This window comes from Anaeromyxobacter sp. SG66 (assembly GCF_022690805.1).
Lineage (GTDB): Bacteria > Myxococcota > Myxococcia > Myxococcales > Anaeromyxobacteraceae > Anaeromyxobacter > Anaeromyxobacter soli.
Genome location: NZ_JALCZC010000024.1, coordinates 36,859 through 53,204, shown reverse-complemented (window position 1 = coordinate 53,204; position 16,346 = coordinate 36,859). Strand labels below are relative to the sequence as shown.

Annotated in this window: 11 protein-coding genes; 6 read left to right on the top strand and 5 right to left on the bottom strand. The window is 74.1% G+C overall.

Annotated elements, in window-relative coordinates; all coding sequences use genetic code 11:
• The first annotated feature begins 173 nt into the window (after positions 1 to 173).
• Together MNZ39_RS09555 and MNZ39_RS09550 are read left to right on the top strand one after the other, a co-directional pair.
• Positions 174 to 2,552, top strand: coding sequence for an alpha-amylase family glycosyl hydrolase (locus MNZ39_RS09555; protein WP_242337766.1), 2,379 nt, complete (start codon positions 174 to 176; stop codon positions 2,550 to 2,552).
• Positions 2,553 to 2,671: 119 nt separating this feature from the next.
• Positions 2,672 to 4,690, top strand: coding sequence for a PAS domain-containing protein (locus MNZ39_RS09550; RefSeq protein ID WP_242337763.1), 2,019 nt, complete (start codon positions 2,672 to 2,674; stop codon positions 4,688 to 4,690).
• 6 nt (positions 4,691 to 4,696) lie between these two features.
• On the opposite strand, the gene MNZ39_RS09545 is transcribed toward MNZ39_RS09550, so the two are convergent.
• The 5 genes from MNZ39_RS09545 to MNZ39_RS09525 form a co-directional block, all read right to left on the bottom strand.
• Positions 4,697 to 5,989: an acetyl-CoA hydrolase/transferase family protein gene (locus tag MNZ39_RS09545; protein ID WP_242337761.1), complete on the bottom strand. Its 1,293-nt coding sequence runs from the start codon at positions 5,987 to 5,989 to the stop codon at positions 4,697 to 4,699.
• A gap of 44 nt (positions 5,990 to 6,033) precedes the next feature.
• On the bottom strand, positions 6,034 to 8,037 hold the full coding sequence (locus tag MNZ39_RS09540) for an acetyl/propionyl/methylcrotonyl-CoA carboxylase subunit alpha (RefSeq protein WP_242337759.1): 2,004 nt from the start codon (positions 8,035 to 8,037) through the stop codon (positions 6,034 to 6,036).
• A gap of 17 nt (positions 8,038 to 8,054) precedes the next feature.
• Positions 8,055 to 9,662, bottom strand: a complete 1,608-nt coding sequence (locus MNZ39_RS09535) for a carboxyl transferase domain-containing protein (RefSeq protein WP_242337757.1) — start codon at positions 9,660 to 9,662, stop codon at positions 8,055 to 8,057.
• A 136-nt stretch (positions 9,663 to 9,798) separates the two neighbouring features.
• On the bottom strand, positions 9,799 to 10,968 hold the full coding sequence (locus tag MNZ39_RS09530; RefSeq protein WP_242337755.1) for an isovaleryl-CoA dehydrogenase: 1,170 nt from the start codon (positions 10,966 to 10,968) through the stop codon (positions 9,799 to 9,801).
• Between the two features lie 67 nt (positions 10,969 to 11,035).
• Positions 11,036 to 12,193, bottom strand: a complete 1,158-nt coding sequence (locus tag MNZ39_RS09525; RefSeq protein ID WP_242337753.1) for an acyl-CoA dehydrogenase family protein — start codon at positions 12,191 to 12,193, stop codon at positions 11,036 to 11,038.
• A gap of 299 nt (positions 12,194 to 12,492) precedes the next feature.
• Between MNZ39_RS09525 and prpR the strand changes: the two genes are divergently transcribed.
• The 4 genes from prpR to MNZ39_RS09505 all read left to right on the top strand — a co-directional run bounded on the left by prpR (position 12,493) and on the right by MNZ39_RS09505 (position 16,327).
• Positions 12,493 to 14,472, top strand: coding sequence for a propionate catabolism operon regulatory protein PrpR (prpR, locus tag MNZ39_RS09520; protein ID WP_242337751.1), 1,980 nt, complete (start codon positions 12,493 to 12,495; stop codon positions 14,470 to 14,472).
• A gap of 165 nt (positions 14,473 to 14,637) precedes the next feature.
• Positions 14,638 to 15,378 carry a sigma-70 family RNA polymerase sigma factor gene (locus MNZ39_RS09515; RefSeq protein ID WP_242337749.1) on the top strand — a complete coding sequence of 247 codons (741 nt, stop codon included), beginning with the start codon at positions 14,638 to 14,640 and terminating at the stop codon, positions 15,376 to 15,378.
• 28 nt (positions 15,379 to 15,406) lie between these two features.
• Positions 15,407 to 15,883, top strand: coding sequence for a type II TA system antitoxin MqsA family protein (locus MNZ39_RS09510; RefSeq protein WP_242337746.1), 477 nt, complete (start codon positions 15,407 to 15,409; stop codon positions 15,881 to 15,883).
• Positions 15,884 to 16,042: 159 nt separating this feature from the next.
• Positions 16,043 to 16,327: a hypothetical protein gene (locus MNZ39_RS09505; protein WP_242337744.1), complete on the top strand. Its 285-nt coding sequence runs from the start codon at positions 16,043 to 16,045 to the stop codon at positions 16,325 to 16,327.
• Positions 16,328 to 16,346 lie beyond the last annotated feature (19 nt).

Below are 16,346 nucleotides of genomic sequence, written 5' to 3'. Positions count from 1 at the left end.
ACGCCCGCGCTCGCGCGGTGAGGCCCGCCCCGCGGCGGCCGTCCCGGGACCCCCCCCGCCGGCCGCCGCGGGCGGAGGCCCGCGCTCGCCCGGCGAGCCGGCGCCTCCTGCGCCTTTCGTGCGCGTCCGCGCGGGCCCTCGACGCACGCCGGTGGCGCGCGTAGACGCTCCGCATGCCGGACGTACGCTTCGTGTACTCGAGCGGCCTCCTGAGGTCGCGCTTCGCGAACGCGCTGCTGCGCGGGAGCTGGGACGCGCTCGGGCGCGCCGGCGGCGCGTGGAGCGAGCGGCCGATGGCCGAGGCCACCTGCGAGGACGGCTGCCCGGGATTCGAGGCGACGGTGTCCTTCCCTGCGACCGAGGTCGGCAAGCGCTTCGAGTGGGACGTCCTCGGGGACGGTCCCTGGGGCCGCCGGTGCCTCGTCGCGACGGAGGAGGACGACTCGCTCTCGCGCCGGACCGTGCGGTCGTTCACGCTGCGGGAGGGCGGTCAGGTGGAGCGCTACCACCTCGCCCTCGGCCGCAGCCTGGGCGCGAACCCGATCCCCCGCGAGGGCGGCGCTCGCGCGCTGCGCTTCGCCCTGTGGGCGCCGAACGCCCGCGCCGTGGAGGTGGTGCTCGGCGACGGGACGAACGGCTACGTCTCCGACGACGGCGCGGGGAGCGCCCCGCTGCCGCCGCTGCCGCTCGCGCCCGCCGGCGGGGGAATCTGGGAGACCCGCGCCGGCGACCCCGCGCTCCTCGAGTACGGCCGCTGCGAGTTCACGCCCTACGTGTTCCGGGTGACGCGCGACGACGGGTCGGTGTCCTACCGCACGGACCTCTACTCGCGCTGGCAGGTGGGCCAGGGAAGCTTCGACCCGCGGGGCAGCATCTACGGCGGCACGGCCGCCGGGCTCGACGGGGCGGTGAGCTGCTCGGCGGTGGTGGACCCGGAGACGGTGCCGGCGCCCAGGCGCGGCGAAGAGGCGTTCATCGGCTGCGCTGACTTCTGGTGCGACGAGTACGACCCCGCGCGTCCGGTGCCCTCCCGGCTCGAGGACCTCGTCATCTACGAGCTCCACGTGGGCGCGCTCGGCGTCGGCCGTCCCGACGCCGGGAACCTCGAGGACGCTGAGGCGCTGCTCGACGCGCACCTCGTCCCCCTCGGCGTGAACGCGGTCGAGCTCCTGCCGATGGCGGAGTTCAGCGGCGACGCCGCGTGGGGCTACGGCAACTCGCACCACCTCGCCATCGAGGTCACCGCCGGCGGGCGCGACGCCCTCATGCGGTTCGTGCGCGCCTGTCACCGCCGCGGCGTCGCCGTCATCCAGGACGTCGTCTACAACCACTGGGACCTGAACGCCGCGCGGGCCGAGTGGCAGGTGGACTCGGCCGCGCCGGAGCGGAACCTCTACTACTGGTACGAGGGCGTGCCCGGGGAGCACTCGCGGCCCGAGGGCGGCTACGTGAACAACGGCTCCTCCGGGTGGGCGCCGCGCTACTGCGAGGAGCAGGTGCGCCGGCTGTTCGCCTCGAGCGCCGCCATGCTCGTGGACGAGTTCCACATGGACGGCTTCCGGGTGGACCTCCTCGACGCCATCCACCGCGACAACCGCCTGAACGAGCCGGGCGGCGCCCCCGTGCCGCGCGCCAACGTTTACGGCGCGAAGATGCTCCGCGAGTGGTCGCGGACCCTGCGCCTCATCCGCCCTTCCGTGATGCTCGTCGCCGAGGATCACACCGGCTGGGCCGAGGTGACCCGGCCGCTCGACGAGGGAGGCCTCGGCTTCGACGCCGCCTGGTACGTGGACTTCTTCCACCACCTCGCCGGACCGCGCGCCGAGGGCGGCTGGGCCGCGCTCCTCGCCGAGGCGGGATACGGCGACGACCGTCCGCTCGGGATCGACCGCTTCGACGGCGCGCTGCACGGCGCGGCGGACCGCAAGGTCGTCTACCACGAGTCCCACGACGAGGCGGGGAACTCCTCCGGCTCCGCCCGCACGATCGTCCTCGCGGTGCAGGGTGCGCCCCTCGCCGGCGCGACGCGCGACTTCGCCGAGGCGCGCTGCCGGGTCGTCGCGGGGCTCTCGCTGCTCTCGCCGGGGACGCCGATGTTCCTCATGGGCGAGGAGGTGGGGGCGGCGAACCCCTACCGCCACGACGACTTCCTCGAGCACCGGGAGGACCTCCTCGGCCTGCGCCGCGGCCTCGGCGCACGGCTCTTCCGCTGGTACCAGGAGCTCATCCGCCTCAGGCTCGGCCGGCCGGCGCTGCGCTCGCGCCGGCTCACGACGGTGCACCGCCACGAGGCGAACCGCGTGATCGCGTTCCTCCGCGGGGACGCCGAGCTGCTCGTCGTCGCGAGCCTCGCGAACCGTCCCTTCGCGGCGGGGTACCTGCTCGAGAGCGCCGGCCTCCCCGACGCGGAGTGGCACGCGATCCTCAACAGCGACGCCGCGGTCTACGGCGGCGCCGGCGTCGGAGACGGCGCCTCGCCGCGGCGATCCTCCTCCGGCGTGCTGGAGGTCGTCCTCCCCGCCTGCGGGCTCGTCGTGCTGGAGGCGCGCTGACGGAGCGCGGGGCGGCGGACCGGCCGCCCGGGCACGGCGGATGCGCGAGACGTTGAAGAACCCGGCCGCCCCGGTAAAGGAAGCGGGATCGCCGGGCACGCCGTCCGGCTGGAGCCTGCATGCCCGAGCACCCGAGCCCTCGATCGATCCCGTCCATCCCGCGCGAGCCGGGCGCGGAGGAGGATCGCGCCCGCGCGCGCACCGAGGAGCTGGAGCGAACGGTCGACGAGCTGACGCGGGCGGAGCAGGCGCTGCGGGAGAGCGAGGCGAAGTACCGCGAGCTGTTCCAGCACATGACGAGCGGGTTCACGCTCTGCCGCGTGATCTTCGACGGCGATCGCCCGGTCGACTACGTCCACGAGGAGGCGAACCTCGCGTTCGAGACCCAGACCGGCCTGTCCCGCGACGCGGTGCTCGGGCGCCGCATCACAGAGGTCCTGCCCGGCCTGCGCGAGGACCCCGCCGGCTGGATCGAGCTCCTCGGGAACGTCGCCCGGACCGGAGCGCCGGTCCACTACGAGCGGCACTTCGCGGATCTCGACCGCTGGTACGAGGCGACGGCGTACCGGCCGAAGCCGGGGTACTTCGCCGTCTTCTTCTCCGACGTGACCGAGCGCAAGCGCACCGAGGAGCGGCTGCGCGAGAGCACGACCCTGCTGCGCGCGATCAGCGACACCTCGGGCGACGTCATCTTCGCGAAGGACCGCGACGGGCGGATGCGCTTCGCGAACCCCGGCGCCGTCGCGCTCGTCGGCAAGCCCGCCGCCGAGCTCCTCGGCAAGACGGACCTCGAGTTCCTCGCAGATCCCGCGGTCGCCCGGCAGATCATGGAGACCGACGGGCGCATCATGGCGACCGGAGCGCCGGCCGAGGTCGAGGAGCACGTCCCCGATTCCGAGGGCCGCCCGCGCGTCTGGCTCTCCCGCAAGACGCCCTACCGCGACGCCGACGGCAACGTCATCGGCCTGCTCGGCATCTCGCGCGACATCACCGAACGCAAGCGGGTCGGGGACGCGCTGCGCGAGGCGAACGACCGGCTGCGCGAGGCGGACCGCCGCAAGGACGAGTTCATCAGCGTCCTCTCCCACGAGCTCCGCAACCCCCTCGCGCCGATCCTGAGCAGCATCCAGCTCCTCGCCCGCGCCGCGCCGGACAGCCCCCAGGCCGCGCGCGCGCGGGAGGTCATCCATCGCCAGACGGAGCACCTCACCCGCCTCGTGGACGACCTGCTCGACGTGACCCGCGTCACGCGGGGGAAGATCCAGCTCCAGCCGCGCCGCCTCGACCTGCGCGACGTCGCGCGCCGCACGTGTGACGACCACCGCGCCATCTTCGACGCCCGCGGCATCGCGCTGCACCTCGACACGGTGCCCGGCGCCATCTGGGTGGACGGGGATCCGACCCGCCTCTCGCAGATCGTGGGGAACCTGCTCCAGAACGCGGCGAAGTTCACGCCCGAGGGCGGCACCGTCACCGTCCACACCGGCGTGGCGCGGGGCCAGGCGGAGCTCCGGGTGCGCGACGACGGCGTCGGGATGGAGGCCGGCGAGCTCGAGCGCATGTTCGAGCCCTTCGCGCAGGCGGAGCGCAGCCTCGCGCGCACGCGCGGCGGGCTCGGGCTGGGGCTCGCGCTGGTGCGCGGGCTCGCCGAGCTGCACGGCGGCACGGCGCACGCACGCAGCGAGGGCCCCGGCCGTGGCGCGGAGCTCGTCGTCACCCTGCCGCTCGCGCCGACCCCCGAGGCGGAGGCGGGCCCCGCGCGGGAGCGCGACGCGCCCACGGGCCGGAGCGTGCTCATCGTCGAGGACAACCTCGACGCCGGGCAGTCGCTCGCGGACCTGCTCGAGCTCTCGGGCCACCGGGTCGCGCTCGCGCGCGACGGACGGACCGGGATCGCGCTCGCCGGCGAGCTGCGGCCGGACGTGGTCCTGTGCGACATCGGCCTGCCGGACATGAGCGGGTTCGACGTCGCGCGCGCCCTGCGCGCGGACGAGCGGCTGCGCCGCACGCGCCTCGTCGCCCTGAGCGGCTACGCGCAGCGAGAGGATCTGGAGAAGGCCCGGGAGGCGGGCTTCGACGCCCACCTGCCGAAGCCGCCGCCCCTCGAGCGCCTCGAGGCGCTGCTCGGGGCCTCGTGACGAGGCTCAGATCCGGTTCAGGCGCCGCGCGGCGAGGGTGAGCTCGCGCCGGAAGTCCGGGTGGGCGATGGCGATGAGCGCGAGCGCCCGCTCCCGCGCCGTCCGCCCGCGCAGCCGCGCCACCCCGTACTCGGTCACCACGTGGTCCACGTCGTTCTTGCCGGTGGTGACCACGGCGCCGGGCTCGAGCGCCGCCACGATGCGCGACACGGTCCCCTTCCTCGCGGTGGACGGCGCCGCGATGAAGCTCTTGCCGCCGCGCGACAGGTTCGCGCCCCGCACGAAGTCGACCTGCCCGCCGCTCCCGCTCCACTGCGCGGGGCCGATCGCCTCCGAGCAGCACTGGCCGAGGAGATCGACCTCGAGGGTGGAGTTGATCGCCACCACGCGGTCGTTCCGGCCGATCTCCCGAGGATCGTTCGTGTGGTCGACCGGGTGCATCTCGACGGCCGGGTTCTCGTGCATGAAGTCGTAGAGCCGGCGCGTCCCGAGCGCGAACGTCGCGACCGACGTCCCCGGGTGCGTGGTCTTGCGCGAGTTGTCCACGGCCCCGCAGCGCACGAGGTCCACCACGCCGTCGGTGAGCATCTCGGTGTGGATCCCGAGGCCCCGCTTGCCGGTGAGGGCGGCGCAGACCGCGTTCGGGATCCCGCCGATCCCGAGCTGGAGCGTGGAGCCGTCCTCGATGAGCTCGGCGATGCAGCCGCCGATGGCCCGCTCCACCTCGGTCACCGGCGCGGGCGCGAGCTCGAAGAGCGGGTCCTCGCACTCGATGATGCGATCCACCTGGGACACGTGGATGCGGCAGTCCCCGCGGGTGCGCGGCGCTGCGGGGTTCACCTGCACCACGACCGCCCTCGCCTTGCCGAGCGCCGCCATCGTGTAGGCCACGGAGAGGCCGCAGGTGAAGAAGCCGTCCTCGTCCATCGGCGAGACGACCGTCCCGACCACGTCCACCGGCCAGTGCTCGCGGAGGAGCCGCGGCACCTCGTGGAAGTGGTTCGGGACGAAGTCCGCCCAGCCCTCCTGCACCGCCGTCCGCGAGGCGGCGCTCGTGAACCAGGAGCAGAGCCTCACGTGCGGCGCCGACTCCCGGTCGAGGTACGCGCCGGTGAGGGTGTGCTGCTGGTGCACCACGACGCCCGAGAGCTCGTGCCTGCGCGCGCCGAGCGCCTTCACGAACAGCGTCGGCTCCGCCGCACAGATCGGCAGGACGAGCTGATCGCCGGACCGCACGATCGCGGCCGCCTCCTCGGGCGTGCAGCGCCTCTGCCGGTACAGCTCCTCCGCGCTCGCCATTCGCTCCCCCTCCCGGGCCGGGTGCGACCGGCGCGAGGACCCCTTCAGGCCTCGTGGACCTCGAGCGCGAGGAGCTGCGCGCCCTCCTCCACGATCGCCCCCACGCCGTAGTGCAGCTCCGCCACCTTGCCGTCGCGCGGGGAGGTGATGGTGTGCTCCATCTTCATCGCCTCGAGCACCACGAGCGGGGCGCCCTTCTTCACCTCCGCGCCCGGCTCCACCATCACCGCCACGATCTTCCCCGGCATCGGGGCGGTGAGCCGCCCCGCGTCCGCGTCGCGGTCCGCCGCCGCGGCGCCCGGGTCGAAGAGGCCGAGCCGGTGCGCGTGGCCGGGGGTCAGGATCGTGATCGCGTCGCCGCCCCGGACGACGGTCGCGCGCGTCCGCGCGCCGCCGAGGTCCGCGAGGAGGTCGCCCGCCGGGTCGCGCTCGGCGCGCGCGAGGATCGTGCCGCCGGGGAGCTCGAGGAGGTGGCCGCCGGGCCGGTAGTGCGCGACGACCCGGGCGCGCCGCTCGCCGTCGTCGAAGGTGAGCACGTGGTGGGCGTCGGCGTTGAGCCGCCACCCGTCGGTCCGGTGCCACGGCGAGTGGGGATCGTGCGACTCGCGCGCCGCCGCCGCCGCCTCCTCGCTCCGCGCGAGGAGCACGTCGAGCGCGGCGAGCGCGAGCACGGTGTCGGGCACCGGCGCCGCCTCCGCCACGAGCCCGGCGCGGTGCCGCTCGACGAAGCGGGTGTCGAGGTCCGCCGCGGCGTACGCCGGGTGCGCGGCCACGGCGGACAGGAACGCGAGGTTCGTCGCCACGCCGACGATCTGGTACTCGGCGAGCGCGGCGCGGAGCCGGCGCAGGGCCGCGGGCCGGTCGACGTCCCAGACCACGAGCTTCGCGATCATCGGATCGTAGTGGACGCTGACCACGTCCCCCTGCCGGACGCCCGTCTCGACGCGGACGTGGGCGTTCTCGGCGGGCGCGCGCAGGTGCGTGAGGGTCCCGGTGGCGGGGAGGAAGTCGCGCGCCGGGTCCTCCGCGTAGACGCGCGCCTCGATGGCGTGGCCGGCGGTGACGAGGTCCTCCTGCGTGCACGGGAGCGGCTCGCCGGCCGCGACGCGGAGCTGCCACTCGACGAGGTCCTGGGCGGTGACGAGCTCGGTGACCGGGTGCTCCACCTGCAGGCGGGTGTTCATCTCCATGAAGTAGAACTGGCCGTCCTCGTCGAGGAGGAACTCGACCGTGCCCGCGCCGACGTAGCCGATCGCGCGCGCGGCCGTGACGGCCGCCCTGCCCATCCGCTCGCGCAGGCCCGCGCCGAGCCCCGGCGCCGGCGCCTCCTCGAGCACCTTCTGGTGGCGGCGCTGGATGGAGCAGTCGCGCTCGAACAGGTGCACGACGGCGCCGAGCGTGTCGCCGAACACCTGGATCTCGACGTGGCGCGGCTTCGCGAGGTAGCGCTCGAGGAGGACGCGGTCGTCGCCGAACGCCGCGAGCGCCTCGCGCCGCGCGCCCGCGAGCGCGGCCTCGAGCTCGCCGGGCCCCGCCACCGCGCGCATGCCCTTCCCGCCGCCCCCCGCGGTCGCCTTGACGAGCACCGGGTAGCCGATGCGCTCCGCCTGCGCGGCGAGCGTCTCGGGGCGTTGGTCGTCGCCGTGGTAGCCCGGGACGAGCGGGACGCCCGCCTCTCCCATGATCTTCTTGGCGGCGCTCTTCGAGCCCATGGCGCGGATGGCCGCCGCCGACGGGCCGATGAAGGTGAGGCCCGCGGCGGCGCACGCCTCCGCGAAGTAGGCGTTCTCGGAGAGGAAGCCGTAGCCGGGGTGGATCGCGCGCGCGCCGCTCCTCCGCGCCGCCTCCAGGATGGCGGCCCCGTCGAGGTAGCTCTCGCGCGCCGGCGCCGGGCCGATGCGGTACGCCTCGTCGGCCATCGCGACGTGCAGCGCCCGCGCGTCGGCGTCGGAGTACACGGCGACGGTCCGCACGCCGAGCCGCCGCGCCGTGCGCATCACCCGGCAGGCGATCTCCCCGCGGTTGGCCACCAGGATCTTCTCGAACATGCCGTGGGTCTCCGAGGTCACATCCGGAAGACGCCGAACGTGGTCGCCTCGACGGGCGCGTTCAGCGCGGTGGAGAGGCCGAGCCCGAGGACGGTGCGGGTCTCGGCCGGATCGATGATCCCGTCGTCCCAGAGCCGGGCGCTCGCGTAGTAGGGGTGCCCCTGCGTCTCGTACTGCTCGCGGATGGGGGCCTTGAACGCCTCCTCCTCCTCCGCGCTCCACCGCTCGCCGCGCGCCTCCAGCGCGTCGCGCTTCACCTGGGCGAGGACGCTCGCCGCCTGCTCCCCGCCCATCACCGAGATGCGCGCGTTCGGCCAGCTCCACAGGAAGCGCGGGGAGTACGCGCGCCCGCACATCCCGTAGTTGCCGGCGCCGAAGCTGCCGCCGATGAGCACGGTGAACTTCGGCACCCGGGCGCACGCGACGGCGGTCACCATCTTGGCGCCGTCCTTGGCGATGCCGCCCGCCTCGTACTTGCTGCCCACCATGAAGCCCGAGATGTTCTGCAGGAACACGAGGGGCACGCCCCGCTGCGCGCACAGCTCGATGAAGTGTGCGCCCTTCAGGGCCGACTCGGAGAACAGGATCCCGTTGTTCGCGACGACGCCCACCGGGTAGCCGAAGACGTGGGCGAACCCGCAGACGAGCGTCGTCCCGTAGAGCCGCTTGAACTCGTCGAGCTCGGAGCCGTCCACGATGCGCGCGATCACCTCGCGGACGTCGTAGGGCTTGCGGGTGTCGGTGGGGACCACCCCGTAGAGCTCCTCCGGATCGTGGCGCGGCTCCGCCGGGCGACGCAGCGCGAGCCCGGGGCGCTTCACGAGGTTCAGGTTCCCGACGATCCCGCGGGCGATGCGCAGCGCGTGCGCGTCGTCCATCGCGTAGTGGTCGGTGACGCCGGAGGTGCGGCAGTGGACGTCGGCGCCCCCGAGCTCCTCCGCGCTCACCACCTCGCCGGTGGCCGCCTTCACGAGCGGCGGCCCGGCGAGGAAGATGGTCCCCTGCTTGCGCACGATGACGCTCTCGTCGGACATGGCCGGCACGTACGCGCCGCCCGCCGTGCACGAGCCCATCACCACCGCGATCTGCGGGATCCCCGCCGCCGACAGGTTCGCCTGGTTGTAGAAGATGCGCCCGAAGTGGTCGCGATCCGGGAACACCTCGTCCTGCTGCGGGAGGTTCGCGCCGCCGGAGTCCACGAGGTACACGCAGGGCAGCCGGTTCTCGCGGGCGATCTCCTGCGCGCGGAGGTGCTTCTTCACGGTGACGGGGTAGTAGGTGCCGCCCTTCACGGTGGCGTCGTTCGCGACCACCACGCACTCGCGCCCGCTCACCCGCCCGACGCCGGCGATGATCCCCGCCGAGGCGACCTCGCCGCCGTACATCCCAAAGGCCGCGAGCTGCGACAGCTCGAGGAAGGGGGAGCCGACGTCGAGGAGCTGGCGGATCCGCTCGCGCGGCAGGAGCTTGCCGCGCTCCACGTGGCGCGCGCGCGCCCGCTCGCCGCCGCCCTGCTCGACCGTCGCGACCTTCTCGCGCAGGTCGGCCACGAGCCCGCGCATCGCCTCGGCGTTGCGCCGGAACTCCGCGGACCTCGGATCCACCGCGCTCTCGAGCACGCTCATGCGAACCGTCTCCCGATGGTGTTGCGCGCCGGTGCCCTGACGGGGGCCGGGCCCCCGCCCCGGAGGCGCCTCGTCGCCGCCGCCCGGGCCGGGCTCGCCTCGCTCGCCGGCGTGTCTCGCATCGTCTCTCGGTCGCTCAAGCGGCGGTCTCGTCGAAGAGCTCGCGGCCGATGAGCATACGGCGGATCTCGCTCGTGCCCGCCCCGATCTCGTAGAGCTTCGCGTCCCGCAGGAGCCGCCCGGTGGGGAACTCGTTGATGTACCCGTTCCCGCCCAGGCACTGGATCGCGTCGAGCGCCATCCGGGTCGCCCGCTCCGACGCGTAGAGGATCGCGCCGGCGGCGTCCTTGCGGCTCGTCCGGCCGGCGCCGCACGCCCGCGCGACCGCGTAGACGTAGGCGCGGCACGCGGAGAGCGTCGTGTACATGTCGGCGAGCTTCCCCTGGATGAGCTGGAACGTGCCGATGGGCTGGCCGAACTGCTCGCGCTCGTGCACGTAGGGGAGGACCACGTCGAGGCAGGCCTGCATGATCCCGAGCGGCCCGCCCGCGAGCACCGCCCGCTCGTAGTCGAGCCCGCTCATGAGGACGTTCACCCCTCGTCCTACCTCGCCGAGCACGTTCTCCGCCGGCACCTCGCAGTCGGCGAAGAGCAGCTCGCAGGTGTCGGAGCCGCGCATGCCCAGCTTGTCGAGCTTCTGCGCGGTGGAGTAGCCGGGGAAGCCCTTCTCCACGAGGAAGGCGGTGATCCCGCGCGGCCCGGCGGCGGGGTCGGTCTTCGCGTACACGACGACGACGTCGGCGTGCGGGCCGTTCGTGATCCACATCTTGCTGCCGTTCAGGACGTAGCGATCGCCCCTGCGCTCGGCGCGGAGCCGCATGCTCACCACGTCCGAGCCGGCGTTGGGCTCGCTCATCGCGAGCGCCCCGACGTGCTCGCCGGAGACGAGCTTCGGCAGGTACCGCCGCCGCTGCGCGTCGCTCCCGTTCCGGAAGATCTGGTTCACGCACAGGTTCGAGTGGGCGCCGTAGGCGAGCCCCACCGAGGCCGAGGCGCGGCTCACCTCCTCCATCGCGACCACGTGCTCGAGGTAGCCCATGCCGGCGCCGCCGTACTCGGGGGAGACCGTGATGCCGAGGAGCCCGAGCGCGCCCATCTTGGGCCACAGGTCCATCGGGAAGTGGTTCGCGCGGTCGATCTCCGCGGCGCGCGGCGCGAGCTCGCGCGCGGCGAAGTCGCGGACCGACTGGCGCAGGAGGTCGGCGGTCTCGCCGAGGCCGAGGTCGAGGGCGGGATGGGTCTTCATGGTCGGGTCTCCTCCGCGGGGTGCGCGGGCGATCCCGCCTCGCGCGAGGCGGCGGGCAGGCCGCGCCTCACGCGAGCTCCTTCAGGATCTCTCCCGCGATGATCACGCGCTGGAGCTCGTTCGCCCCCGCGTAGATCGAGGTGAGCCGCGCGTCGCGCGCGTAGCGCTCGACGGGGTACGCGCGCGTGTAGCCGGCGCCGCCCATCAGCTGCATGGCGGTGTAGCAGGCGCGGTTCGCCGCGTCGGTCGCGAAGAGCTTCGCCATCGAGGCCGCCTTCACGAACGGCTGGCCGCGCTCCTTCCGCCAGGCGGCGCTCAGGAGCAGGAGCCGCGCCGCCTCGAGGTCGGTGTACGCGTCGGCGATCATCCACTGGACGCCCTGCAGCGCGGTGAGGCTGTCGTCGAACTGCACCCGCCGCGAGGCGTAGCGCGTGGCGAAGTCCATCGCCGAGAGGCCGATGCCGAGCGCGAGCGAGCCGATGCCGATGCGGGCCCGGGCGAGCTCGGTCACCGCCATGCGGAACCCGTCGTTGAGCCGGCCGACGAGCGCGCCGCGCGGGACGCGGCAGTCGTGGAACGCGAGCTCGGTGGTGGCGGTGGCGCGCTGGCCGAGCTTGTCCTCGGTCCGGCCGACGCGGAGCCCTCGCGTCCCCGCCTCCACGAGGAAGCAGCTCATCCCCTTCCCCTTCGGTGCGGCGCGGTCGGTGACCGCCCAGACGAGGAAGACGCCCGCGAACGGCGCGTTCATGGTGAAGCGCTTCGCGCCGTTCAGGATCCAGCCGTCGCCGTCCGGCACGGCGGTGGTCGCCACCGCGGCGGCGTCCGAGCCGGCGCCGGCCTCCGTGAGGGCGAAGCTCGCGGCGGGGTACTCGCCGGCGCAGAGCCTCGGCAGGTGGAGCGCCTTCTGCTCCGGGGTGCCGATGTCCTGGATGACCTCCGCGACCATGTCGTTCAGGACGAGGGTGGTCGCGGTCGAGGCGCAGACCCGCCCGATCTCGGTCATCGCCACGCTGAAGGCGATGGCCCCCGCCTCCGAGCCGCCGTGCTCGCGCTTCACCTCGAGGCCGGTGAGGCCGAGGTCGGCGAGCTTCTTGAGGTTCGCGACGAAGACGCGGCGGTCGAACTCCCGATCGAGCTGCGCGGCGACCGGCTCCAGCTCGGCCTGCGCGAACTCCCGCGCGGTCGTCTGGATCGCCTTCTGCGCCTCGGTCAGCTCGAGGTTCATGCGAGGACGGTGTGCATCGAGCGGACCGCGGCCGCGTCCCGAGGCAAGCCCGAACGCATCCCCCCGCCGTCACGAAGGTTTCCGGCGGGATCGCGCGTCCCGACCGGCGGCGGGATGAACGAGGGGCTGCCTCACCGCTGAAACACCTCCGGCGCTGGCCTCGCACGCCCCCGCCGCTCCAGTTCGCGCGGCGGGAACGCCCGCCGCGACTCCTGGACGCGTTCAGCGCCCCGTTCGGCCTCCCTGTTCCACGCTGACACAGATATGCTTCATCTCTGCAACAGCACCACGGAGACGCGATGCCCGACCCGAGTCGCCGGCCGATCATCTGGGTGTTCAGCACGAGCCGCCTGAGGCAGGTGTTCGAGGGCGTGGCGCCGAGCTACGCGGGCGCGGCCGACGTCCGCGTGTTCGACAAGGTCTTCGAGGAGGCGCTCGAGATCGCGCGCGCGCGGGTGGAGTCGGGCGAGGAGGTGGACGTCTTCGTCGCGGCGGGCTGGAACGCGGCCTACCTCCGCGACCACGCGCCGGTGCCGGTGGTGCTCGTCTCCCCCTCCGCGAGCGACGTCCTCCAGGCGCTCGCCGAGGCCTGCCGCCTCGCGCGGCGCGTCGCGGCCATCCCGTTCCGCAAGGCGCTCGCGGGCGTGGAGGCCTTCGCGGAGAGCCTGGGCGTCGTCCTCGAGCAGCGACCCTACGAGACGCTGGAGGACGCGCGCGCCGCCGTGGCGGACTTCGCCGCGCGCGGCTTCGAGGTCGTCGTCGGCCCGGGGCCGGTCTGCGACGTCGCCGAGAGGGCCGGGCTCCGCACCGTGCTCCTCTACGCGCGCGACTCGGTCTGCGAGGCCATCGAGCAGGCCATCGAGGTCGCCCGCGCCGTGCACGCGGAGGACGCCGAGCGCGAGCGGCTCCGCGGCATCCTCGATCACCTCGTGGAGGGCGTCGTCGCGGTGGACCCCGAGGAGCGGATCCAGTCCGTGAACCCCGCCATGGAGCGGCTCCTCGCCGCCTCCGCGGCCGAGGTCCTCGGCAGGAAGCTCTCGCAGCTCGCGCCCGACCTCTCGCTCGCGCGGGTGCTCGAGACCGGGAACGCCGAGCTCGACGACGTGCAGCGGATCGGAAACCGCACCCTCGTCGTGCACCGGATCCCGCTCAGGCAGCGCGGCGGCCCGCGCGGCGCGGTGCTCACCTGCCAGGACGCGAGCACGATCCAGCGGCTCGACCGGAACCTGCGCTCCCGCTACCGGCCCCGGCGCTTCGTCGCGCGTCACCTCCTCTCGAGCATCGCCGGCAGCTCGCCCGCGATGCAGGAGGTGCGCGCCCTCGCCGAGCGCTACGCGCGCACGGACGCTACGGTGCTCGTCACGGGCGAGAGCGGCACGGGCAAGGAGCTCGTCGCGCAGGGCATCCACAACGCGAGCACCCGCCGCGACCACCCCTTCGTCGCCATCAACTGCGCCGCCTTCCCGGAGGCGCTCCTCGAGTCGGAGCTGTTCGGCTACGACGAGGGCGCGTTCACCGGGTCGCGCCGCGGCGGGCGGCCGGGCCTCTTCGAGGCGGCGCACACGGGGACCATCTTCCTCGACGAGATCGGCGACATGCCGATGACCCTCCAGACCCGGCTCCTCCGCGTGCTCCAGGAGCGGCAGGTGCTGCGGCTCGGCTCGAACGACCCGACGCCGGTGGACGTGCGCGTCATCGCCGCGACCAACAAGGATCTCAAGCAGGCGGTCGCCGCGCGCGAGTTCCGAGACGACCTCTACTACCGGCTCAACATCCTGAAGCTGCACCTGCCGCCCCTGCGCGACCGCGAGGAGGACCTCGCCGCGATCGCGGCGGACCTCCTGCAGCGCGCGCTCCTCCGCCACGGCGCGCCCGGCGCGCACGCGCGGGCGCTCACCCTGCTGCTGCCGCGGCTCGACGGCTACTCCTGGCCGGGCAACGTGCGAGAGCTCGAGAACGTGGTCGAGCGCGTCGCGGTGCTGTTCGCGGACCGCGAGCCGGACGCGGCCGTGGCGGAGGGTGCGCTGCGCCGGATCGTGCCGGAGCTCTTCGCGGAGGAGGGGCCGGGAGAGGCTGCCCCGCCCGCGCGCCGCAGGGAGCCCGCCTCCGGCAGCGCGGCCGGCGCACGGCCGACGGACCTGCGCACCGCCCGCGACGAGCAGGAGCGGGAGCTCATCCGGCGCGTGCTCGACGAGGTGGGCGGCAACCAGTCGGAGGCCGCGCGTCGGCTCGGCATCGGCCGCTCCACGCTGTGGCGGAAGCTCAAGGCGGGCGCCTGAGCCGTCCACGCTCGACGCCTTCCCGGCGCCGCACACCCGACCCTCACCGGCGGCCGCTCGCTCGACCGTCCTTGCTCCTTCCGGCCGAGCGGTCTCCGCAGCCCCGGAGAGGTCAAATGCGAGGCGACTTGAATTTTCTTCAAACCACATGTGTTCCAGTGAGCGATGAAGGGAACGACCAAGAATCTGGAGCTGGATACGCTGACGCCGTACCTCGAGGCGGCGCGCCGTCAGGGCCCGCTGTCGCGCGAGGAGGAGCGCGAGCTCGCGCTCCGCGCACGGCGCGGGGAGGCGCGGGCGAAGGAGGAGCTCGTGCGCAGGAACCTCGCGCTCGTGGTGATGATCGCGCGCAAGCAGATGCGCGGGACGCTGCGCCTCGAGGAGCTCGTGCAGGAGGGCAACCTCGGCCTCCTGCGCGCCATCGAGAAGTTCGACCCGAATGCCGGGACGCGGTTCTCGACGTACGCGGTGTGGTGGATCCGGGCGTACGTCTGGAAGTACCTGAAGCAGGCGCGCTCGTCGGTGAGGCCGAAGAGCGGGACGGTGGCGGCGGCCGACCTGTCGCTCGACCGCACGGTCGACGAGGAGGGAGACGTCTCGCACCTCGATCGCCTGGAGGACGAGGGGCCCGGCCCGCACGAGCAGTACGCATCGGCCGAGCACGACCGCCACCTCCGCGCCGCGCTCGAGCGCGTGCGCGGACGGATCGGCGAGGTCGGCTGGGACATCGTCCAGACGCGCCTCAAGCAGGACCCGCCCGACACGCTCGAGACCATCGGCAAGCGCTGGGGCGTGTCGCGCGAGCGCGTGCGGCAGCTCGAGCTGCAGACGAAGCGCTTCCTGCACGGTTACCTGACGTCGATCCGCGACGCCGAGGGCGGCGAAGGCGACCGCGAGGCCGCCTAGCACCAACCAGGGAGCGCAGGAGGTCGGGATGGCGGGCGACGGCGAGGGGCGCTGCAGGCGGTGCGGAGACGGCGAGCTGCAGGAGCAGACCGAGACGCTCTCGGTCGAGCTCCCGCGCTCCGCGGTGACCGCCTCGGTCGCCGTGCCGGCCCGGCGCTGCGCGGCGTGCGACGCCGTCCAGGTGGACGGCGAGCTCCGCGACCGGGTCCGCCTCGCCACCTGCTGCGAGCTCGCCGACGCCGGCGTGGACACGGGAGAGGCGCTCCGGCACATGCGCAAGGCCCTCGGCCTGCGCGCCGCGGAGCTCGCGCGGCTGCTCGACCTCACGCCGGAGACCATCTCGCACTGGGAGACCGGCCGCGCCGCCCCCAACCGCGCCGCGTTCATCGCCGTGTGCGCGATGGTGCAGGACGCGCTCGACGGGCGGAGCACCACCCGCGACCGGCTCGCGCGCCTCGCGCAGCACCAGGGTTACCCGCACGCGCTCGCCGTGAAGCTCCGCTGACGCCGCGGGCCGCCTCGCCTCTCGCCATCGCGCCCGCCCGGCCGGCGGGTGTCTCACGAAGGGACGACGGGTCCGCCCGCCCGTGGCGACGCGCGAAGTTCACGCAGACTTCGCCGCCGCGCCGCCCGCCGAGCTACGCGCCGAGGCACGATCCCGGGCATGAACGACCAGCGAACCATCTACTGCGGAAAGCGGCACCGCCGCGCCGACGGCGTCCCCGTCGGGCACTCCTGCCGGATCCTCGCGCCCGAGTACCTGCGCGCGGAGCGGCTCGAGGAGTACGGATGGGCCGCCGCCTTGCTCGAGCGCATGCCCATCGTGCTCCATGCGGGGGCGGCCGACCTCGGGCAGGGTCGCGGCGGCGCGCCCGAGCATCCGAGGACCGCGGCGCTGAGGCCGCTCGACGGCTCGTCGGGCCCCGGGGCGGGACGTTGCAGTCAGTGAAGCGTGGGGCTCCTGCTCG